The following is a 21,723-nucleotide window of genomic DNA, read 5'->3' on the forward strand; positions in this document are numbered from 1 at the left end:
TTGGCCTGTGGGCCATACAGCCTCAGGATCGTGGAAGGGCATAGCTCTCTGTTTCTTTCTGGTCAAAAATACCTCAGGGGGTCTGGGGGACAGCGTCCCCCAGCCTCGTCGCCCGTGCCTAAAGGCCGAAATCTTCTTTGCGGGTTTCCTGATAATGGTCAAAGTCGGACGTGTACCAGGCTGTCCCACGGGTATTTGACGCCAAGGCATTGGCCAGATCATCCAGGGCCGACATCGGCAACAGCGTGTTGAACACGTCCCATCCGGCGGCCGTCGGATGTGCCTCGAACCCCAGAACCTGACCTTTCATGCCACTGATCACCGGAACCAGTGCCCCGGTGAAGGACGATGGAACGTGGATGTCGATCTTCATGATGGGTTGCAACAGAACCGGTGCCGCCGTTGCCATCGCGTCATTCACGGCGTTGCGCCCAGCCGTTCGAAAGGCATAGTCCGAACTGTCGACCGAATGGTGTTTTCCGTCTTTCAGCGTCACGCTCACATCGACAACCGGAAACCCGACTGGCCCCTTGGCCAGCGCGTCGCGTGCACCGGATTCCACAGAAGGAATATAGTTACGCGGCACAGCACCACCTTTGACGATCTCGTCGAACCGGAACCCGGCCCCGCGGGTCTGAGGGGCCAATTCGATCACCACATCGGCAAATTGTCCGGCACCCCCGGATTGCTTGCGGTGACGGTGGCGGTGTTCCACGGATTTGGTGATGGTCTCGCGTAACGTCGGTGGCAGCTGTTCCTGTGTGGTTTCAATGCCAAAGCTGTGTTCAAGCATGGCAATGAGACGGCGCAAATGCTGCGGTCCCTGGCAGGATAGAACTGCGTGTCCCGTCTGTTCATCCTGGCTGACCTGGGCGGCTGGGTCGATTTCGGACAGCTTGTCCAGCGCTGTCGTCAGCCGGGTTTCGTCGCGTTCGCTCACCGGTGTGATCAGGCGGCGATAGGTTGACGGGTGACCGCTGGCCCAACCAGGCAACGCCGATGCGCCATCCGCGTCATACGACCAGCCGAGAGACAGCTGATCGGATTTGGCCGCAACGCCCAACTGCCCGGGGGCCAATTCCTGAATCTGTTGCCCGGATCCGACGGCCGTCAAATTGCCGATCGACCCGCCAGCCAGGGCTGTGTTGCTGTTAACAGGCCCGCCCAAGGCGCGCACCACGATGGTTTTGCCCAGATGTTTGACCAGATCGGCGGCACATCCCACCGCCTGTGGGGGTTTGCCGGTTGTCAGGCGTTCACAGGTGGCTTCAATCCCTGGGGCTTCGTGACGAAGGGATTTCATGATCCGGGTCATGCCGTTGCGATGCAGGGCAGATCCAATAAGCGCGGGCACCAGATCGTTGTGTTGCAGAACCTGGGTGGCCACGTCAAAAACGTCGTCAGCCATGGGTTGTTTGTCTTCGATCAACTGTTCCAGGAGCGTGTCGTCAAAATCGGAGTAAGCCTCCAGCAGTTCGGTCCGGGCCTCCTGTTCGCGGTTCAGTACGTCGCTGGGGATTTCGATCAGGGTGGAAGGTTCCCCATCGTGATATTCCCAGGCCCGTTCGGATATCAGATCTACAGCGCCGACGATATGGTCCCCGTCACGCATCGGAACCTGACGCAACACGATATTGTGGCCGCAATAGGACTGCAGCGCCATGACGATATCGCTCAGCCGGTCAGTGGCAACATCCACCTTGTTGATGAACAGAAAGGCCGGAATACCGGCCTCTTCGATCAGGCGGATGAATGGGGCGCTGAGCACTGCGGCCTCGGCGTCGGCAGGCACACACAGCACCGCCGCGTCGCTGGCAGCGAGCGCAGGCCCCGCCTGACATAGGTTTTCAGCGCCGCCTGCAATGTCGATCGCGCCCCAATCTTCGCCCATATAGCTGAACGTGTGCACGCTGGCAGTACCAGAGATGTCGAGGGTCTGATGCGGAGTGTCATCCAACCCCGCCAATGTTGCCGCCAGAGTTGACTTGCCTGAATGCGACGGCCCCAATATCGTGAATACCCTCATCGTCAGTACCTCTCTCATGCATATCTCAATTCCTGCGCTGCACGACAGCGGGGATCGTGCGGCGGGTCCGCGCAGGAAAACGGCCATGGATATCCACAGTGTCGCCGATATCCACTGGTCGCATCGGGCCGCATCGGGCCACGTCGCAAGAGGTCTCAACCATTCGGCAACATTTGGATTTTTCGCCATGCAAGGGGCGGGGTCAAGCTTATTGCGCAATTTCCCGAGCGTCGGGGTGACGCAGGTGTCTGGTCAGCGCGCGTACCTTGCAATACCGTACGCCCGACATATTGAAATGGAGATCTCGAATGCCGGTGACATTACAAGCCATGATGCAAGAGGCGAATGCCGTAGTTGAACGCATTGACAGCAGTCGCGCGCAGGAATTGATGGGGCAGGGGGCGCTGTTGCTGGACATCCGCGATGCACCCGAGTTGGAGAAATCCGGGCGTGCCGTCGGTTCGCACCATATCCCCCGTGGGATGTTGGAGTTTCGCGCTGACCCGGCCAGCCCGTTTCACGATCCCGAAATGCGCCCGGAGCGCGTGATTGTGCTGCATTGTGCCAGCGGTGGACGTGCGGCCCTCGCGGGAAAGCTTCTGCGGGACATGGGGTATGATCAGGTGTTCAATCTGGGTGGGCTAGGGGATTGGGCCGGCCCCAAACAGGAACCGGTAGACCCCGGCATGTAAGACAGCACCGGGGCGGGCTGGTATGGCGCGCCCCGAGATCCCGGTGTCAGGCGGCGTCCGCCGCAGCAACCCGCGTGGTGCGGCTGTACAGTGTCTCGCCTGAATCGCGGTCAATCCCAGTTAGTTTCACCTCATAGCCCCACAAACGCTTGATGTGCTTCAGGACTTCGGTGCGGTCCTCATCCACCAGATCAATGCCGTTTTGTACCCGGTGCACCAGTTGCAATTCACGGTCGCCTTTCAGGTCTGCGTCCACCACCTGAATATCCGGTTCCAGAAACGCCAGATCATAGGACCGGGCCAGAATCTGACGCACCTCGCGGTATCCGCGTTTGTTGTGGATCTGGCTGACCACCAGATTGGCCTGTTTTTCGTCGTCGGTGATAACAAACAGCTTGAGTTGTCGGATCAGATGCGGTGACAGGAATTGCAGGATAAAGGATTCATCCCGGTAATTGGCCCAGGCATTGCGCATCACCGATTTCCAATCAGGATCGCCTGCAAATTCGGGGAACCATTCACGGTCCTCAACCGTAGGGTTTTCGCAGATCCGCCGAATATCCTGCATCATGGCAAAACCGATGGCATAAGGGTTGAGCCCGTTGAACCGCGGGTCGTCGAATTCCGGCTGCATGATCACATTGGTATGGCTGTGCATCATCTCCATGAATGCGCCTTGGGTGATCAACCCTTTCTCATACAACCGGTTGATGATGTAGTAATGGGTGAAGGTCGCACAGCCTTCGTTCATCACCTTGGTCTGTTTCTGCGGGTACATGTATTGCGCCAGATACCGCACGATCCGCACGATTTCACGTTGCCAGGGCGCTAAATTGGGGCTGTGTTTTTCCAGGAAATACAGCAGATTTTCCTGTGGGAGACTTAGCTCCCCCTGGCGCGAACTGAGCGCGGCCTCGCCCTCGGATTGGGCCTGTTCTGGAGAACCCAATATCGTGTCGGTCCACAGATCCAGAACACTGCGACCGCTTTTGGCACCCTCGCGCTGTTGTAACATCGCCGCCTGTTCCTGTGCTGTCGGCTTGGGGGGGCGCCCATACCGAAACACCCCCTGATCGCGCAATGCATGGGCCGCATCCAGCACCTGTTCAACCGCATCCAACCCATGGCGTTCTTCGCAATCGGCGATGAAGTTTTTGGCAAAGGCCAGATAGTCGTGGATGCCCGACGCATCGGTCCAGTCGCGAAACAGATAATTGTTCTTGAAAAAATGGTTATGTCCAAAGGCCGCATGTGCCATGACCAGCGTTTGCATTGCCATGGTGTTTTCTTCCATGTTGTAGCTGATGCAGGGGTTTGAATTGATCACGATTTCATAGGCCAGCCCCATCATCCCCTTTCGGTAATAGGTTTCGTCGCGCACGAAATGTTTGCCAAAGGACCAATGCTGATACATCAACGGCATTCCGACACAGGAATAGGCATCCAGCATTTGTTCCGCCGAAATGATTTCAATCTGGTTGGGATAGATATTCAGTCCCAGATCGTTCAGCGCGATTTCCTGGATCGCATCATGGACCGTGCTCATCAGATCAAAGCTCCAGTCCGGGCCGTCAAACAGCGGACGCGCATGTGTGGTGGAATCGATCATGAGGTGTCTCCCGCGACTTTCTTGGCAAACAGTTTGCGGAACATCGGATAGATATGGGCCGGTTCCGACACGCGCAGCATTTCAAAGTTGGGGAAATTCTGTTTGACCCGACGATAGGAATGCCACAGATCGCCCCCGGCACCTGGGTCGTTCAACAGCCGGTCTTCGCTTTCGGGGACGATTTCGACATAGGCGAAATATTGGCAAAACGGCAAAAGCAGTTCCGTGAGCAGGCTCTCGCATTTGACCGAGTCGTTGCCAAAGTTTTCCCCGTCCGACGCCTGGGCCCCATAGATGTTCCATTCGTCGCTCGGGTATCTGTCGTCGATGATGTCGCGCATCTCCTGTAACGCGGTGCTGACAATGGTGCCGCCGGTTTCGCGGGCATAGAAAAACGTCTCTTCATCGACCTCTTGTGCGTGGTGTGTGTGACGAACAAACACGACCTCCGAATGCTCGTATGCGCGTTCCAGAAACAGGTTCAACAGGATGAAGAACCTTTTTGCCAAATCCTTTTCGCGCTCTTGCATGGATCCCGACACATCCATCAGGCAAAAAATCACAGCCTTGGAATTGCGCACTTTTTCCGTCGTGAACGTATCAAACCGCAGATCCAGCGGGTCGATATAGCCGACGACCCGGCGTTTGCGTTCCAATGCCTCAAACTGATGGCGCAGGTCTGCCAACAGACGTATCTGTGCAGCACTTGGATCGTTCAACGCCTCAAGATCGACGATCTCTTGCTCCAGTTTGGCAAAGTCATCCGCCGACGGGCGTTTCAACGCAATCCGTCGCCCCAAAGAGTTGCGCATGGTGCGCACCAGGTTGAGGTTGTTGGGAGTGCCGGATGTGGTGATGCCCGCCCGTCGGGTCGCGATGGTTTCGGTTTCCACGGACGCCTTTTTGATCAGGTCCGGCAGTTCCAGCCCGTCAAACAGGATCTGGAGATATTCCTCGCGGGTGAGGTTGAAGGAAAACCCATCTTCGCCCTCGCCACTATCGGCCCCTTCGCGCCCGCCCTGACCAGCAGCACCTTTGGGGCGGGGAAAACTGTCCCCCACCACAAAGTCCTTGTTGCCCGGAAATACCCGTTGACGAAACCCGCCAGTATTGGATTGCGTCAGCCGAGGTTCGCGAATGCCTTTGACCGGGATCGTGACCCGTTCGCCGACACTGTGATCGTCGGTCCCGTCGCCTTTGACCGATCGTTTCTGCACCGATTTGTCGACCATGTCCTTGATATGGTGACGGGTGCGGCGCAGAAACCGTTGCCTGTTGCCCAGACTCTTGCCTTTGGGATTGCGACGGCGGTCGATAAAGTGATGCATCGTACGTGCACCTCCTCGATGATTACCCTGCCTTGTTCACACGCATGTACCATTCGACCAGTCGCCGGACCTGGCGAGTGGTATACCCATGGCTTTGCATGCGTTCGACAAACTCCATGTGCTTGCCTTCGGTGTCGCTGTCTTTCTTGGACCCGAAACTGATCACGGGCAGCAGCTCTTCGACCTGGCTGAACATGTGCTTTTCGATGACGTCGCGCAGCTTTTCATAGGAATTCCACGCCGGGTTCGATCCGGTGTTGGCGCGGTGGCGCAGGGCGAATTTGACCACCTCGTTGCGGAAATCCTTGGGGTTTGAAATCCCGGCCGGTTTTTCGACCTTGGACAGTTCCTTGTCCAGGATCTCCCGGTCATACAGCTGTCCGGTGTCAGGATCCTTGTAATCCTGCTCTTCGATCCAGGCATCCGCATAGGAAATATAACGGTCAAACACGTTTTGCCCGTATTCCGAATAACTCTCCAGATAGGCTTTCTGGATCTCATTGCCGATGAAATCTTCGTACCGGGGGGCCAGTTCGGTCTTGATGAACTCCAGATAGGTGGCTTCGGTCTCGGGCGGAAACTGTTCGCGTTTGATCATCTGCTCCAGCAGATACATCAGATGCACCGGGTCGGCGGCAACCTCTTTGGTGTCATAGTTGAACACATTGGACAAAACCTTGAACGCGAACCGTGTCGACACGCCGCTCATACCTTCGTCGACACCGGCATGGTCCTGATATTCTTGAACCGTCTTGGCTTTGGGGTCGGTATCTTTCAGTGTTTCGCCATCATAGACGCGCATTTTCGAATAAAGGTTCGAGTTCTCATGTGGTTTCAGGCGTGACAAAACACTGAAGCGGGCCAGAATCCGCAACGTCTCCGGTGCGCAGGATGCATTGTTCAGTTCACTGTTTTCCAACAGTTTATGATAGATCATCGCCTCTTCGGTCACGCGCAGGCAATAGGGGACTTTGACGATGCTGACCCGGTCGATAAAGGCTTCGTTGTTCTTGTTGTTCTTGAACGCCTGCCATTCGCTTTCGTTTGAATGGGCCAGAATAAGACCGGTGAACGGGATGGCCCCAAAGCTTTCGGTGCCCATATAATTGCCTTCCTGCGTTGCGGTCAGCAACGGGTGCAACATCTTGATCGGAGCCTTGAACATCTCGACGAATTCCATGATGCCCTGGGTGGCCCGGTTCAATCCGCCGGAAAACGAATAGGCATCCGGGTGATCCTGACTGTAATGTTCCAGTTGCCGGATATCGACCTTGCCTACCAGGGTCGAGATATCCTGGTTGTTCTCATCGCCCGGTTCCACCTTTGCCACACAGATGCGTCTTAGGCGGGAGGGGTGCAGCTTGACGACCGTGAACTTTGAAATATCACCGTCGAATTCGTCCAGCCGTTTGACGGCCCAGGGTGACATCAGGCCGGGCAGGCGGTGTTTTGCGATGCCGTATTCGGTCTCGAGCATGTCGCCCATGCGGGTCGGGTCAAACAGCCCCAGCGGAGATTCAAATATCGGGCTGATCTGGTCCCCGGCCTTGAGTACATAAATGGGTTGTTCTTCGACAAGCCGTTTCAGCCGTTCGGCGAGCGAGGATTTACCGCCACCGACGGGGCCCAGCAGGTACAGGATCTGCTTGCGCTCCTCCAACCCCTGCGCTGCATAGCGGAAATAGCCAACGATCCGTTCGATCGTATCCTCCATGCCGTAAAAATCCTTGAAGGCGGCATATCGTTTGATGGTGCGGTTTTGAAAGAGAGGGCCCAAGCGTGGATCCTTGGAGGTATCCACCAATTCTTCCTCTCCGATGGCGGCCAACATGCGTTCGGCCACGGTGGCATAGGTCTGGGGATTTTCGCGACATGCATTCAGATAGTCATGCAGCGACATCTCCTGCTCTTTTGTTTCTGCGTACTGCTCCGCAAAAAGCTCGACAATGTCCTTCATCGACACGTACCTCCTGGTTGCCAATATCCTCCACGGTCCTCCCTGTGCGAAAACATAGTGCTGTCCGCACGTGAGGAAACTTTGTCCACAACGTTTTCTGAGCCTGCCCAAACCCGCTCACGGGCTGCCATTCCCTGGTTTGGCACAGCGCGCGCAATCCAGAGTGTTGAATCTATTCAACATTTTATTTGGCGATTGGGTTCATGTTACATCAATTCCTTGGATTTTTCTATCCCAATTTGGTTAACAACCTTCAAAGACTGTTGGAGAGACCGTGATCATGGCACTGGTCTGAGCGGCTCGGCACGCACCAGAGGATCCTGGGCGAGGCCGGGGTTTCGATGGCCCAGGCATCCAATCAGCCAACATTTCCTACATGAAAACACACATCAGGTCATCGGCGCGCACAGGGAGGCACAGGGGGGGACGGGGGCGTACAGGCGATCACAAAACTGAAACAACTAGCGCTTCAAACTTGGTTTCTCGATGAATTTTCTGCGTTCCAGACGGACCTTTTGGGCCAAAATCCGGGCGGCTGTCGCGATTTTGTGAAGGGAGGCGGGCCAGGATTTCGCACATATGCGAATGTGATTCTTTGTGCGGAAACAAGACAGTTGACGCATCTGCGGCTTACGTCCACGTCAGTATTTGTCCCAGACACACTTTGAGGGTGCACAACGTCGAACCAAATGTTCATGGGGCGGGTCATCGGATGGGGGCCTATGTTCTGTTTGCAACCGCTCCGTCAGGAGGGGTTCTGTTTCTCACGCGAATTTGGCCCAGGTCGTGGCGCTGTCCAGGGATGTACCCTTCGGGTCGCCATGGGATCAAAGATGAGCTAATTAGAGGTGGTGCAGCGATGGTCGACGGCTCTGGTTTGCGATCATCGTTGTTTCAGGGTGCAAATCCAGATTGGATAATGGATACATTATTCCCTTTTCCCAAAATCATTGCCAATATCGCATGTGACGAGGCCAAAGATCCGGGGATCGTTCATGGGGGAGTGACATGGCAGGTAAGTTTCAGGCTGTTGATATCGGCAAAACCGCATCGGCGGCGACGATCATTTTTAACGCATTGCGCAAAGCCATCGTTGAAGGGGATCTATCGGATGGAGACCCGCTCCGCCAGGACGAGATTGCCCGTATGTTCAACACCAGCCGCATACCGGTGCGTGAAGCTTTGACCATGCTGGAGCAGCAAGGGCTGGTCAAAACCGTACGGTACAAGGGCGCTGTCGTGGCGGCGCTTTCGATGCAGGAGGCCAGCGAAATCTTTGATTTCCGGGCCTTTCTCGAGGCAGAAGTGATCCGGCAGGCTGTGCCGGTCATGAGTTCTGGGGTCTTGGATCAGGCCCAGCAGTTTCTGGAGAAGTTTGCAGCCGCGAGCGAGCCCATGGAGTATGGTGATCTGAACCGTGGGTTCCATGCGACCCTGTACCGTGCCAGCGGACGGCCCTATCACCTGAGCGTGATCGAGAATTCGATGGACCGGATCGACCGTTACCTGCGGGCGCAATTGGTTCTGAGCGGGGGGATGTCACGTGCGGATCGCGAACATCAGGCCATTCTGGACGCTTGCCGCAAGGGCGACGCGGACAAAGCCGCGCAACTGACGGCCGACCATATCCTGGGGGCAAAGGCTTCGTTGGAAGAACATATCCACGCCAAGCCGCAAACCTGAAAAGCCGCTTCGGCACCGATTGACAACGCGGTTAGAGCTCGGGTTCAACGCCCTTGCACGGCCCTGTCGACAGGCGTTTCAAAACGCCTATCCCGGTGCCCGCCTGCGACAATATTTCGACCGGCTTACAATGGGCTTACAATGGATGGTAGCAGGCGACCTGATGTCCGGTCTCACCCTCCATCGGTGGCATTGCCGCGCGGCACGTGTCTGTTGCCAGCCAACAGCGCGGTGCAAAAGCACACCCGGGCGGTACGTTCAGGGGCGATGGCAACTCGCCTTCCAGCTTGATCCGATCCTTTTTGGCTTCGGGGTCCGCGCGTGGTGTGGTCGACAACAAGGCCTTGGAATAGGGGTGGCGAGGCGCGGCAAACAACGTCTGTTTGCTGGCCTTTTCCACGGCACGGCCCAGGTACATGACGATCACGTCATCGGCGAAATGTTTGACCACCGACAAATCATGCGAAATGAACAAATAGGCCAGCCCCAACCGGTCCTGCAGTTCGACCAACAGGTTCAGAATCTGGCTTTGGATTGACACATCCAGCGCTGACACCGGTTCATCCAGCACCAGGATTTTGGGGTTCAGCATCAGAGCGCGCGCGATGGAAATACGCTGTCGTTGGCCGCCGGAGAACATATGCGGATAGCGATCAAAATGTTCCGAACGCAATCCCACCAGGTCCATCATCTCGCGCGCGCTGGCTTCACGCTCGCTTGCGGGCATCTGCGGGCGATTGATCACCAGCGGTTCCATCAGGATGGTGCCGATTTTCTGGCGTGGGTTGAGCGAGCCATAAGGATCCTGGAACACGATCTGCACGGTTTCGCGCAGCGATGCCCATGTGTCGGGCCGAACTTCGGTGCCGTCCAGGGTCAACCGTCCTGCGCTGGGCTCTTCGATCATCGTTATCAGGCGGGCCAGAGTGGACTTTCCACAGCCGGACTCTCCGACGATCGCCAGCGTTTTACCCGGTGACAATTCGAAATCGACTCCGGCAAGCGCGCGCACGGTCTGGGTCTTGGACAGGAAGCCCTCTTTGACATCATAGAAGCGGGCCAGCCCTTCGGCTTTTACGATTGGGGCGCTCATGTCAGCTCTTTCTCTTGCAATGTCCGCGCATGGTGACACAGGGCCCGGCCCAATTCGGGGGCTTCGGGGCGCGGGGGCGTTGTCTGGCACAGGTCTGTGGCGTGGGTGCAGCGCGGCGCAAACAGGCACCCAGCCGGTCGGTCGAATTGCCCCGGCACGACACCGGGGATCGAGGGCAACAGCCTGGATGTGGCGCGTTCCGGCAGAGCGGCCAAAAGCGCCGTGGTGTAGGGATGGTATGGGTGACGGAACAGGTTTCGGACGGGTTGTTCTTCGACCTTTTGACCGGCGTATTGCACCTGAACCCGTTCGGCGGTTTCAGCAACAACCCCCATGTCATGGGTGATCAACACCAACCCTGTGCCGGTGTCTTTGCGCAAGGAAACCAGCAGATCCAGGATCTGCGCCTGAATAGTGACATCCAGCGCGGTGGTGGGTTCGTCCGCGATCAACAGCTTGGGGCTGCAGGCGATGGCCATGGCGATCATGACCCTCTGGTTCATCCCGCCAGACATCTGGTGCGGGAATGTATTCAGGCGGGTTTCCGGAGCCGGGATGCCGACTTTTTCAAACAGTTCGATGGCGCGTTTGTTGCGTGCGGCCCGGTCCAGTCCCAGATGGATGCGCAGGGCTTCCTTGATCTGAAAACCGACGGTGAAACAGGGGTTCAGCGACGACATCGGCTCCTGAAAGATCATCGCCATATCCTTGCCGATGATCTTGCGTCGATCCCGTGGGCTGAGACCGCGCAGGTCCTGTCCCTGAAACGACATTTCATCCGCCGTGATGGTCGCGGTCCAGGGCAACAGCCCCATCAGCGCCAGCATCGAGACCGATTTTCCGGATCCGCTTTCGCCAACAATGGCGAGGATTTCGCCCTCATCCAGCGTCAGGTCGACGCCGTCCACCGCCCGAAAAGATCCCGACGAGGTGGCAAAATCGACAGAGAGGTTGCGTATGCGCAGCAGTGTCATGGTATCAGCTCCGCTTGAGTTTCGGGTCGAGCGCGTCCCGCAGCCCGTCGCCCATCAGGTTGATGGCCAGCACGGTGACCAGAATGGCCAGACCGGGAAAGGTGACAACCCACCAGGCGCGCAGGATGAATTCGCGGGCCTCGGCCAGCATGGTGCCCCATTCCGGGGTCGGCGGTTGCGCCCCCATTCCCAGGAACCCCAACGCAGCAGCATCCAGGATCGCAGTCGAAAACGACAGTGCGCCCTGTACAATCAGCGGTGCCAGACAATTGGGCAGCACGGTGATGAACATCAGCCGCCACAACCCGGCCCCGGCCACGCGGGCGGATGTCACATAATCCTTTTGCCGTTCGGCCAGAACCTGTGCACGGGTCAGGCGCACGTAATGGGGCTGGAACACGATGGCGATGGCGATCATCGCATTGGTCAATGATGGCCCCAGAATGGCCACCAGCACCAGCGCCAGCAACAGCGACGGAAAGGCCAGAATGATGTCCATGATCCGCATGATGATATTGTCGACCATCTTGGGGGCAAAGCCCGACAGCAGCCCGATCAGGATCCCGCCCGACGCCGCGATCGTTACCACCACGATGCCGACAAAGAACGAATAGCGTGACCCCGCAATCAGGCGCGACAGCATATCCCGACCCAACGGATCGGTGCCCAGAATGAACTCCCAACTGCCACCCTCGCTCCAGACCGGGGGTTGCAGGATATGATCGCGGAACTGTTCTGTGGGGTCATAGGGTGCGATGAACGGCGCAAACGCCGCGCAAAAGGCAAAAGCGGCAAAGAAGTAGAAGCCAATGACCGCACCACGGTTTTCGCGGAAGTAATACCAGAATTCGCGCAGAGCGCTGGGGCGGACGGGGCTTTGGGTTGTCATGGTTTGATCCGCCATTACCGCTTCCTGATCTTGGGGTTGATCACGCCATACAGCAGATCAACGGTGAGGTTCACGATCATCACGATCACGGCAATCATCAGCAATCCGCCCTGCACAACCGGATAGTCGCGGCGCGATATGCTGTCGACCATCCACTTGCCAATCCCAGGCCAGCTAAAGATGGTTTCTGTCAGGATGGCCCCCGCCAACAGCGTACCAACCGACAGGCCGATCACGGTGACCACGGGGATCAGCGCATTGCGCAGTGCGTGTACACCGTTGATACGTGTCGGGCTCAGGCCCTTGGCGCGGGCGGTGCGGATATAATCTTCTCCCAATACCTCCAACATGGCGGATCGGGTTTGGCGGGCAATCACGGCCAGCGGGATAGTGCCCAAGACGATGGTCGGCAGGATCAAGTGGCGCACCGCAGATTTGAACGCGCCCTCCTGGCCAGACAGCAGGCTGTCGACCAGCATCAGCCCCGTCACATCGTCAAACCAATAAAGCAGATCAATGCGCCCCGACACCGGAGTCCAGCCCAGATTGCCGGAAAATACGATGATCAACAGCAGAGCCCACCAGAAGATCGGCATCGAATACCCGATCAACGCCGATGACATCAGCGCCCGGTCAAAGAATTTGCCGCGGTTGACGGCGGCAATCACCCCCGCAGGCAGGCCCAGCAGCACCGCAAAGATCATGGCGCAGAAGGCCAGCTCGAACGTTGCAGGAAACAGGGCAAAAAATTCGTCCCAGACCGGTTTTTTGGTGACAAAGCTTTCGCCCAGATCGCCCTGAACCACGCCAACCAGATAGTCGGTGTATTGCTGCCAGACGGGTTTATCAAACCCCAGTTTGACCACCATCTCCTGATAGCGTTCTTCGGTCATGCCGCGTTCGCCGGCCATGACAATGATGGGATCCCCGGGCAGCACCCGGATGAACATGAAGGAGATCAGCGTCACCCCGATAAACGTCGGAATGAAAGTCCCCAGTTTGGTGAGCAGGTAGCGTAGCATCAGCGGCCTATGATCAACAGATCTTTGGTGAATGTTGTGAGGGTGCGACAGCCGTCTTCGGTGATCAACACGTCGTCTTCGATCCGGACGCCGAATTTGCCTTCGCCATAGAGCCCCGGTTCGTTGGTATAAACGGTGCCCGCAGGCAGAACCATCGGGTTGCCGCGCATGATATAGGGGGCTTCGTGTACATCACGGCCCAATCCATGCCCGGTTTTGGTGCGGATCCGGTCTGCGTAGGGCGACGCTTCGAGCACGCCGGTCACCGCGTCATCAATGTCATGGGCGGTGACACCGTCGCGGGTGACCTCCAGCCCCTTCATATTGGCGGCGAGCACGGTGTTATAGACGGCGCGCCCTTCGTCGGACACTTCGCCAACAAACACGGTGCGGGTGATATCGGCGGCAAACCCGTGTTTGCGCGCGCCAAAGTCAAACAGCAACGCGTCGCCAGATTGCACGGGATAGTCATCGCGCGCGTGGGCATGGGGCAGGGCGGAATTGGCGCCAGCGGCGACAATGGGGGCAAAGGCCAGATCATCCGCCCCTTCGGCAAACAGCGCCGCAATCAGCGCGCCTTCGATCTGTTTTTCGGTCTGCCCGATGCGCACACCGTCCAGCACCCGGGTCAGAGCGCGTTCGGAGATTTCGATTGCGGCCTGCAATGCGGCGATGTCATCGGGCGTTTTGATCATCCGGAGCGCCGAGATTTCGCGTTCGGCATCAACAATGTTCAGGTCGCCATAGGCCTGCGCCAGGGCGTGATGCACAAACACCCGCATGACCTGACCTTCGACGGCCAGTCGCTTCATCGGCATATGTGCTGCCAGCGCGGCAAAGGCATCCATGTATCCGGTCTGGTCGCGCCAATCGAATGTGGCCCCGTCCAGTCCCACAAGGGCCCAGCTGGAGAGTTCGAGATTGGGAACAATGGCCGCCGGGGCGCCATCGGCGGGGATGACCACCAGAAACGGGCGTTCGTGGCTCATGAAGCTGTGGCCAAGGGCGCGGGTGAAGTTGGGGCCCGGCACCAGGGCCACGGCATCCACCGACAGGTCACGGGCGACCTGACGATATTCGGCCAAGCGATCGGTCATTTTGGGGTCTCCGACAAAAGAGGAAACCGGGGCTGTGTGTGACAGCCCCGGTTCAAATGTTTGGTCTTATTCGACGCTAACGCCGTAGAAGATGTGGCTGCCCAGCGGGTGGACCTTGTAGCCGGAAACCTTCGTGCTCATCGGCATATAGACAACCGAATGCGCGATGGTCGCCCAGGGGGCCTGATCCTTGAACACGGCCTGTGCCTCTTCGTACAGTTTGGTACGTTCGGCGGTGTCGGTGGTCACCTTGGCCTTTTTGATCAACGCATCAAACGGCTCGTGGCACCACTGTGCCCGGTTCGATGCTTCGACCCCGTCGCAGCCCAGCAGAACGGCCAGGAAGTTGTCCGGATCCCCATTGTCCCCGGTCCAGCCCAGCAGAACGGCACCATCGCGGTTCAGTTCCTTGGAACGGGCCAGGTATTCACCCCATTCGTAGGAAACGATTTCCACATTCACGCCAACCTTGGCGAAATCGGCCTGCATCAGTTCGGCCATACGACGCGCATTGGGGTTATAGGGACGCTGAACCGGCATCGCCCAGATCTTCATCTCCAGACCGGACACGCCTTCGGCTTCCAGCGCGGCCTTGGCCGCTTCCGGATCATATTTGTCGTCCTGAATGGCGTCGCTATAGCTCCACATGGTGGGCGGGATCGGGTTTTTGGCGATCTGGCCCGACCCCTGGAACACGACGTCAATGATGGCCTGTTTGTCGATGGCCATGTTCAGCGCCTTGCGCACCTTTGGGTTGTCGTAGGGGGGCATGGTGGTGTTATAGGCCAGATAGCCGACGTTCAGACCTTCCTGCTCCATCATGGTGATGTCGCCGTCTTCTTTCATCGCTGCGATATCAGCCGGGTTCGGGTACGGCATGATGTGGCATTCGCCGGCTTTCAGCTTCTGATACCGCACGGACGCATCCGGAGTGATCGCAAAGATCAGGTTGTCCACGTCCGCCTTGCCGCGCCAATAGCCTTCGTTGGCCTGATAGCGGATCACGGCGTCCTTTTGATAGGCGACCATCTTGAACGGGCCAGTGCCAATGGGGGCTGTGTTCAGCTTTTCGGGGGTCCCAGCGGCCATCATCGCGTCGGCGTATTCAGCCGACAGAACCGATGCAAAATCCATTGCCATATTGGCAACAAATGGCGCTTCGGGTGTGTTCAGGGTGAATTTGACGGTGTAATCGTCGATCTTTTCAACCGACTTTACCAGGTCCGGCATGCCCATGCCGTTGAAATATTCCCAGGTGCCGCCATTGACCTTGTTGAACGGGTGATCGTCCAGACGTTGACGTTCGAATGTGAAGACAACGTCATCGGCGTTGAAATCGCGGGTCGGGGTGAAATCGGCGTTGGAATGAAACGCGACGCCCTGACGCAGCTTGAAGGTGTAGACCAGGCCATCATCGCTGGCTTCGACGCTTTCCGCCAGCCCGGGGATGACGTTGGTGGTGCCGGTTTCGAATTCCATCAAACGGCTATAGATCGGCTGGGCCGAGGCGTCGAAAGTGGTGCCCGCAGTGAACAGCGCCGGGTCAAACCCTTCGGGCGATCCTTCGGAACAGTAAACCAATGTGCTGGACAATGCCGGCACCGCCATCAGGCCAAGCGCGGCAGTCGCCGCTAAAAAACGAGACTTCATGATGTTCTCCCAATGATTGTTTTTTGATCACGGCCCCGACCCGAAACACTCCCCGTTTCCCGGCTCTTTGTCGCAATGCGACCTCAGGTCAGGGCCGTGACATATTTCATATTGTATCCAATTACGCCAATCGGGAGTCAATGCGAATTTGTTACGGGAATGAAATCATAAACGGGAAGCTGTCACGGCTTTGATTTGAAAGTGAAAATATTTTTCCAAAAGCCGGGGGCGATGCGAACCTTGGGGAAGCTGCCGCAAGGTCAGGTTTCGCTGTGGGAAGGAGATTTGCACCGTGTTAAACGAGACTCCTGTCGAGTCATCCGGTCGAACGGCCCGGTATCCTAGCTGTTCAAGTCCGCAGCCTTGGATCGACCGTTCCAAGGTTGCGGAAATTTGGCGTGTGGTCCTGTCTCAGCCGCGCATGCGGGTGTGGTCGGGATCATAGGGGCAGGGTGGGATCACAGTCGCACCAACAATCGTGCCGCACAGATCCAGATCCAGGGTCTGACCAACCTTGCCCAGGTCCGGCAGGACAAAGGCATAGGCCAGGTTCATCCCAACCCGATACCCCCAATCCCCCGAGGTCACAGTGCCGACCACCTCATCGCCGTGCATCAGAGAGGCACCGCCATGGGCGGGAGTGGTGGTGCTGTCTATCTGGAGGCTCACCAGCTTGCGGTTTGGCCCATGCGCCTGCCGTTTCAGTAACGCTTCGCGGCCGACAAAATCCCCCTTGTTGAGTTTCACGAAACGATCCAGCCCGGTTTCGAAGGGGTCGAATTCGGTAATCAGATCGGCCTTCCAATGCAGGAAGCCCTTTTCCATCCGCATCGACTCCACCGCGCGGGCACCGAACAGCTTCATGCCATGGATCTCACCCGCCTGACGCAGCGCCTTGTACGCGGCATAAAGCGAAGCGTTGGGCACGTGGATCTCATAGGCCAGTTCGCCCGAGAAGCTGACTGCCATCACCGTGGCAGGCGCAAAGCCGATGAAACATTCCCGCACGCTCAACCAGGGAAAACCCGCCGCAGACCAGTCGCCCCGGGACACGGAGGAGAGCACATCGCGCGCCCGGGGACCGGCCAGAACCAGAATGGTCTGGTCGTTGGTGAGACTGCGGATCTGTACGTCCTCATCGTCGCGCAGGTGCTGTTGCAGCCAATCCATGTCGTGGAATTCAGATGCGGCGGCCGACCCGTACCAGACCCGGTCGGGGCCTCGATCCGTGGCGGGCAGGTTGGCGACTGTGGCCTCGCCTTTGACCATGCCATGATGGTTCAACAGATAACCGAGGCCCACCCGGCCCACGCGTTTGGCGACGGTGCCGCAGAACATCCGGTCAAGGAAGCTGTGCCGGTCCGTCCCGGCGATCTCGAACCTGTTAAAGCCGTTAACTTCGGCCAGACCAACGGTTTCCTGCACAGCTTTGACCTCTGCGCCGACAAGATCGTGCGCCTCGTCGAAATCGAAACCCAGCGTGGGGTGGAAATCGGGAGAGGGTTTGAAATACTCCGCCCGTTCCCAGCCATTCACCGGGGTGAATTCAGCGCCTTTGGCCTCCAGCACCGGGGTCAGCGGTGTGGTCTTGGCATAGCGTCCAGCGGGGCGGTGTTCATTGGGGAAGTGGAAGCGGAATTCGTTCTGATAGTCCTGAATGGCGTATTGCGCGCAGAGTTCCACATTGGTGTGGCCGGTATAACGACGCGGATCCAGGCACCAGGTGTCATAGCAGGCCTCGCCATGCACGATCTGCTGCGCCAGCAGCCAGCCGTGTCCGCCGCCTTCGCCCAATCCCGCGCGCAGGCCGATAATGCAAAAGGCGTTGCGTTTGCCCGGAATCGGTCCAACCAGCGGTGCGCCGTCGATGGTATAGGTGATCGGACCGTTGACCACAGTGTGAATGCCGACCTCTTGCAGGGCGGGCATCCGCGCAAATGCGCCGTCCAACACATCCATGATGCGTTCCAGATCATCGGGGCACAGCGCGTTGACGAAATTCGGGTCGATCCCGTCCATGCCCCAGGTCTTGCAGCCCTGTTCGTAGAATCCGACCAGCAGGCCGTTCTTCTCCTGCCGGCAATAATAATCGCTGATCGGACAGCGGATCAGCGGCATCCGGTGCCCGGCGTCCTTGATCGCCGCGATCTCCTCGGTCAGGAAATACTGGTGTTCCATCGAACTGACCGGGTGATGCACGCCCATCATGGCGCCGACCTCATTCACGCGGTAGCCGCAGGCGTTGACCACGATGTCACAGTCGATGTCGCCATGTTCGGTGTGAACGGTCCAGGTGTCATCCTTGTGCTGGGTCAGGCCGGTGACGGGCGTATTCCGGTAGACCTCTGCCCCTGCCTTGCGGGCGCGCCGGGCCAGCGCCTGACACAGCTGCGCCGGGTCAATGTCGCCATCCAGCGGATCCCACAGTCCGCCGATCAGATTGTCGGTCGAGATCAGCGGGTGGCGGCGGGCGCATTCTTCGGCGTCGATCACCTCAAAATGCACATCCATGCCGCGCGCCATCGAGGCGAAATGGCGATAACCCTGCATCTGCGCTTCGGTATTGGCCATGCGGATACCGCCGTCGCCGTGGTGGTAGTTGATCGGGTATTCGGGGTCGTTGGCGAGCTCCTGATAGAGGTTGATGGAATGGGTTTTGAGCCCGACCATGGTCTGGTTCATGCCAAAGTTCGTGACCTGCGCCGCCGAATGCCATGTGGTGCCGCTGGTCAGTTCGTTGCGTTCGACCAGAACCACATCGGTCCATCCCTCTTGCGTAAGGTGATAGAGCGTTGAACACCCGGCGATGCCGCCGCCGATGACCACTACTTTGGTGCGCGATTTCATGTGCCTGATGTCTCCGAGCAAGAATGTAACTGGGACCATGGAAGGACGGGTTTTGCGGGGACGGGTCAACGGGTTTGATCTGAGTTATGAAAAAATCGAAAGTATAATTCGATAAATTTGGATTTATGGATTGCCACTTGCCCAAATCATCCTGGCCCCGGCCTTATGGCACCCAAGGCAGGGGAGGTTGCAATGCAGCAAGCACGTAAACGCGGTGGGCGCAAAGAGAGATTGGCACTGCGCGCAGCACCGCCGCAGGTGAACCCCTGCCCACCAGGACAATCCGGCGGGGCCTATCGCCCGCTGTCCGAAACGGATCTGCACAGCATTTATGACACGGCGCTGCGCCTGTTGGCGGAACTGGGCATGGGCGAAGTCCCCGACCGATTGCACCGGGATCTGTTGGCGGCAGGGGCCAGTGATGCGGGCAACGGGCGGGTTCTGTTTCCCCGCGCGTTGATCGAAGACGCGATTGCGGCGGCGGCTAAGATATTCGTGTTGCATGGGCGCGACCCGGATCGATCCATCGAAGTGGGGGGCGACAAGGTGTATTTCGGCACGGGTGGCGCGGCGGTCCAGACCTTGGATCTGGATAGCGGGCTGTATCGCCCGTCAACCCTGTTGGATCTGCATGATTTCACCCGATTGCAGGATCGGCTGACCAATGTGGCCTGGTTCACCCGCTGTTGCGTGGCGACCGATGTGCCGGATGTTTTGGATCTGGACGTGAACACCGCCTATGCGCTGATGCGCAATACAACCAAACCTGTGGCGACGTCGTTTACCGTTGCCGAAAACGTTGATCCCATTGTCAAAATGCTGGATATCGCGGCCGGGGGCGAAGGCGCGTTTGCGCGCCGCCCCTTTCTCAAGGCGCACATCAGCCCGGTGATTTCACCCATGCGTTATGGCGAGGACGCGGTGGATGTCGTTTATGAATGCATCCGCCACAATATCCCGATGTCCTGTATCACCGCGGCCCAGGCGGGGGCGACAGCACCCGCGACCATGGCCGGGTTTCTGGCGCAATCGCTGGCGGAAACGCTGGCCAGTCTGGTGATGGTTCACGCAATCAAACCGGGCTATCCGATGGTGTTTTCCAACTGGCCGTTGGTGATCGATCTGCGCACCGGGGCATTTTCCGGTGGTGGCGGCGAAACCGCACTGCTCAATGCCGCCTCGGCGCAGCTGTCCAACTGGTTGGGCCTGCCATCGGGTGTCGCCGCATCGATGAGCGACGCCAAGGCGATTGACGCCCAATATGGCGTGGAAAAGGGGCTGACCTCGCTGGCGGCGGCACTGGCCGGGGGCAATCTGATCTACGAAAGCTCAGGCATGACGGCGGCATTGCTGGGGGTCAGTTTTGAGGCGTTTGTTCTGGATGACGAAATGCACGCCCATACTTATCGCGTTCTGCGCGGGGTCGAGGTCAGCGACGATACACTGGGTTTTGACGCCATTTGCCAGTCGGTTCTGGGCGAGGGGCATTTTCTGGGCGGGGCGCACACATTGCAGGCGATGGAGCGGGATTACTTTTACCCACCGCTCGCGGATCGAGACGAGCCACGCAGCTGGGCGATCTCAGGCGCGCGCGATGCCTGGAGCGTGGCCAAAGACAAGGCGCGCGAGATCCTGATGGTCCATCAGCCCGATTATCTGAGCGAAACGCAGGATCGGGCCATTCGCGATCGGTTCAAGATCCTGCCGTGATCAATAGTGTGGAGGGCGTTCGTCACCGATGACTACGCCGCCACCGCCATCCTGTTCGCGCATGGCTTCGCGTTCCATCAACATGTGAACCCGGCGCGTCAGCACGTCGATTTCGCCCTGCTGTTTGGCAACCACGTCGTTCAGATCATCCACGGTGCGGATCAGATGGGCGATTTTCTCTTCGAGATGCTGCATGGAATCCTCATGGCGTTGATCGCAACGTCATAGGGGCAAACCTCTTGCCGGTCCATGGCGTGTTGCGCAGGCTTGGCCGTGAGGGAGGAATTTGTCATGACAGTCAGCAGTGAAACCCAGGGTGGGATCACCACCATCACCATCCAACGACCAGAGGTGCGCAATTGTGTGAACCCAGCCACGGCGCGGTTGCTTTATGATGCGTTTCTGGCGTTTGAGGCCGACCCGGATGCGCAGGTCGCAATCTTTACCGGAACCGGCGGCTATTTCTGCGCGGGCTTTGACCTGAAGGAAGCAGGCAGCGGCGACGCGGATGATTGGATTGACAGCCTGGATATTCCCGAAACCTGGAATGATCCGATAAATGTTCCGCGCCCCGGGCCCATGGGGCCATCCCGGTTGATGCTGTCCAAACCGGTGATCGGGGCGATCGAAGGGTTTGCGGTTGCTGGAGGCATGGAACTGGCGGCCTGGTGCGACATGCGGGTCATGGCCGAGGATGCTGTGACCGGTGTGTTCTGTCGTCGCTGGGGAGTGCCGCTGCTGGACGGTGGTACTGTGCGATTGCCGCAGATCCTGGGGCAGGGCCGGGCAAATGACATTATCCTGACCGGACGGCCCGTCACCGGCGTAGAATCGCATCAGATCGGGTTTTCGGATCGGTTGTGCGCACCGGGGCAGGCGTTGTCCGTGGCAATGGATCTGGCGCGTGACCTGACCCGGTTCCCACAGGACTGTATGCGGGCCGACCACCTGTCCGCACGCCAGCCCCCGGCACAGCTGGCTGCCGCCCTGCGTCGGGAATGGGTGTCGGCGACGGCTTTTGTTTCTGAGGGGCGTTCGGGCGCGGCGCGGTTCGCGGCAGGCAAGGGGCGGTCCGGGAGTTTTTCCGATATCTGAGGCGACGAAGCTGCGCCGGGATGCGGTTTTCTGGGGAAAACCCGCAGACCT

At 58.3% G+C, this 21,723-nt stretch carries 16 protein-coding genes; 4 read left to right on the forward strand and 12 right to left on the reverse strand.

Annotated features, from left to right (window positions below; translation table 11 throughout):
* Positions 1–118: 118 nt before the first annotated feature.
* On the reverse strand, positions 119–2,026 hold the full coding sequence (locus QEZ52_RS07250) for an elongation factor G (RefSeq protein WP_406650376.1): 1,908 nt from the start codon (positions 2,024–2,026) through the stop codon (positions 119–121).
* 308 nt (positions 2,027–2,334) lie between these two features.
* Here QEZ52_RS07250 and QEZ52_RS07255 point away from each other — a divergent pair, with 308 nt between their 5' ends.
* Positions 2,335–2,718: a rhodanese-like domain-containing protein gene (locus QEZ52_RS07255; protein ID WP_406648979.1), complete on the forward strand. Its 384-nt coding sequence runs from the start codon at positions 2,335–2,337 to the stop codon at positions 2,716–2,718.
* Between the two features lie 46 nt (positions 2,719–2,764).
* Here the strand turns inward: QEZ52_RS07255 and QEZ52_RS07260 are convergent, their stop codons facing one another.
* From QEZ52_RS07260 to QEZ52_RS07270, 3 genes are read right to left on the reverse strand one after another with little or no spacing between them, the layout of a single operon-like run.
* Positions 2,765–4,327, reverse strand: coding sequence for a SpoVR family protein (locus QEZ52_RS07260; protein WP_406648981.1), 1,563 nt, complete (start codon positions 4,325–4,327; stop codon positions 2,765–2,767).
* Positions 4,324–5,655, reverse strand: coding sequence for a YeaH/YhbH family protein (locus tag QEZ52_RS07265; protein WP_406648983.1), 1,332 nt, complete (start codon positions 5,653–5,655; stop codon positions 4,324–4,326). Before QEZ52_RS07265 ends, QEZ52_RS07260 begins: the two co-directional genes overlap by 4 nt.
* Positions 5,656–5,677: 22 nt before the next feature.
* A complete protein-coding gene (locus QEZ52_RS07270; RefSeq protein ID WP_406648986.1) occupies positions 5,678–7,612 on the reverse strand; it encodes a PrkA family serine protein kinase in 1,935 nt (644 codons plus the stop codon).
* Between the two features lie 1,008 nt (positions 7,613–8,620).
* Here QEZ52_RS07270 and QEZ52_RS07275 point away from each other — a divergent pair.
* Positions 8,621–9,295 carry a GntR family transcriptional regulator gene (locus tag QEZ52_RS07275; RefSeq protein ID WP_406648988.1) on the forward strand — a complete coding sequence of 225 codons (675 nt, stop codon included), beginning with the start codon at positions 8,621–8,623 and terminating at the stop codon, positions 9,293–9,295.
* Between the two features lie 136 nt (positions 9,296–9,431).
* Here QEZ52_RS07275 and QEZ52_RS07280 read toward each other — a convergent pair whose 3' ends face one another.
* The 7 genes from QEZ52_RS07280 to QEZ52_RS07310 form a co-directional block, all read right to left on the reverse strand.
* A complete protein-coding gene (locus QEZ52_RS07280; protein ID WP_406648990.1) occupies positions 9,432–10,388 on the reverse strand; it encodes an ABC transporter ATP-binding protein in 957 nt (318 codons plus the stop codon).
* Positions 10,385–11,362, reverse strand: coding sequence for an ABC transporter ATP-binding protein (locus QEZ52_RS07285; protein ID WP_406648992.1), 978 nt, complete (start codon positions 11,360–11,362; stop codon positions 10,385–10,387). The genes QEZ52_RS07280 and QEZ52_RS07285 overlap by 4 nt, the downstream gene beginning before the upstream one ends.
* Before the next feature lie 4 nt (positions 11,363–11,366).
* Positions 11,367–12,266 (reverse strand): ABC transporter permease subunit, encoded by a 900-nt coding sequence (locus QEZ52_RS07290; RefSeq protein ID WP_406648994.1) that lies wholly within the window; start codon positions 12,264–12,266, stop codon positions 11,367–11,369.
* The gene (locus QEZ52_RS07295) at positions 12,266–13,273 is read right to left on the reverse strand and encodes an ABC transporter permease subunit (RefSeq protein WP_406648995.1); all 1,008 of its coding nucleotides are present in this window, start codon (positions 13,271–13,273) and stop codon (positions 12,266–12,268) included. The genes QEZ52_RS07290 and QEZ52_RS07295 overlap by 1 nt, the downstream gene beginning before the upstream one ends.
* A complete protein-coding gene (locus QEZ52_RS07300) occupies positions 13,273–14,370 on the reverse strand; it encodes a M24 family metallopeptidase (protein ID WP_406648996.1) in 1,098 nt (365 codons plus the stop codon). The genes QEZ52_RS07295 and QEZ52_RS07300 overlap by 1 nt, the downstream gene beginning before the upstream one ends.
* Before the next feature lie 66 nt (positions 14,371–14,436).
* Complete coding sequence (locus QEZ52_RS07305; RefSeq protein ID WP_406648997.1) at positions 14,437–16,020, reverse strand: ABC transporter substrate-binding protein; 1,584 nt, start codon at positions 16,018–16,020, stop codon at positions 14,437–14,439.
* 411 nt (positions 16,021–16,431) lie between these two features.
* On the reverse strand, positions 16,432–18,867 hold the full coding sequence (locus tag QEZ52_RS07310) for an FAD-dependent oxidoreductase (RefSeq protein WP_406648998.1): 2,436 nt from the start codon (positions 18,865–18,867) through the stop codon (positions 16,432–16,434).
* Between the two features lie 192 nt (positions 18,868–19,059).
* On the opposite strand from QEZ52_RS07310, the gene QEZ52_RS07315 reads away from it, so the two are divergent.
* Positions 19,060–20,577, forward strand: coding sequence for a trimethylamine methyltransferase family protein (locus QEZ52_RS07315; protein WP_406649000.1), 1,518 nt, complete (start codon positions 19,060–19,062; stop codon positions 20,575–20,577).
* On the opposite strand, the gene QEZ52_RS07320 is transcribed toward QEZ52_RS07315, so the two are convergent.
* Positions 20,578–20,772: a SlyX family protein gene (locus QEZ52_RS07320; RefSeq protein ID WP_406649002.1), complete on the reverse strand. Its 195-nt coding sequence runs from the start codon at positions 20,770–20,772 to the stop codon at positions 20,578–20,580.
* A 96-nt stretch (positions 20,773–20,868) separates the two neighbouring features.
* Between QEZ52_RS07320 and QEZ52_RS07325 the strand changes: the two genes are divergently transcribed.
* On the forward strand, positions 20,869–21,672 hold the full coding sequence (locus tag QEZ52_RS07325) for a crotonase/enoyl-CoA hydratase family protein (RefSeq protein ID WP_406649004.1): 804 nt from the start codon (positions 20,869–20,871) through the stop codon (positions 21,670–21,672).
* Positions 21,673–21,723 lie beyond the last annotated feature (51 nt).

This window comes from Aliisedimentitalea scapharcae, assembly GCF_045277565.1.
Taxonomy (GTDB): domain Bacteria; phylum Pseudomonadota; class Alphaproteobacteria; order Rhodobacterales; family Rhodobacteraceae; genus Aliisedimentitalea; species Aliisedimentitalea scapharcae.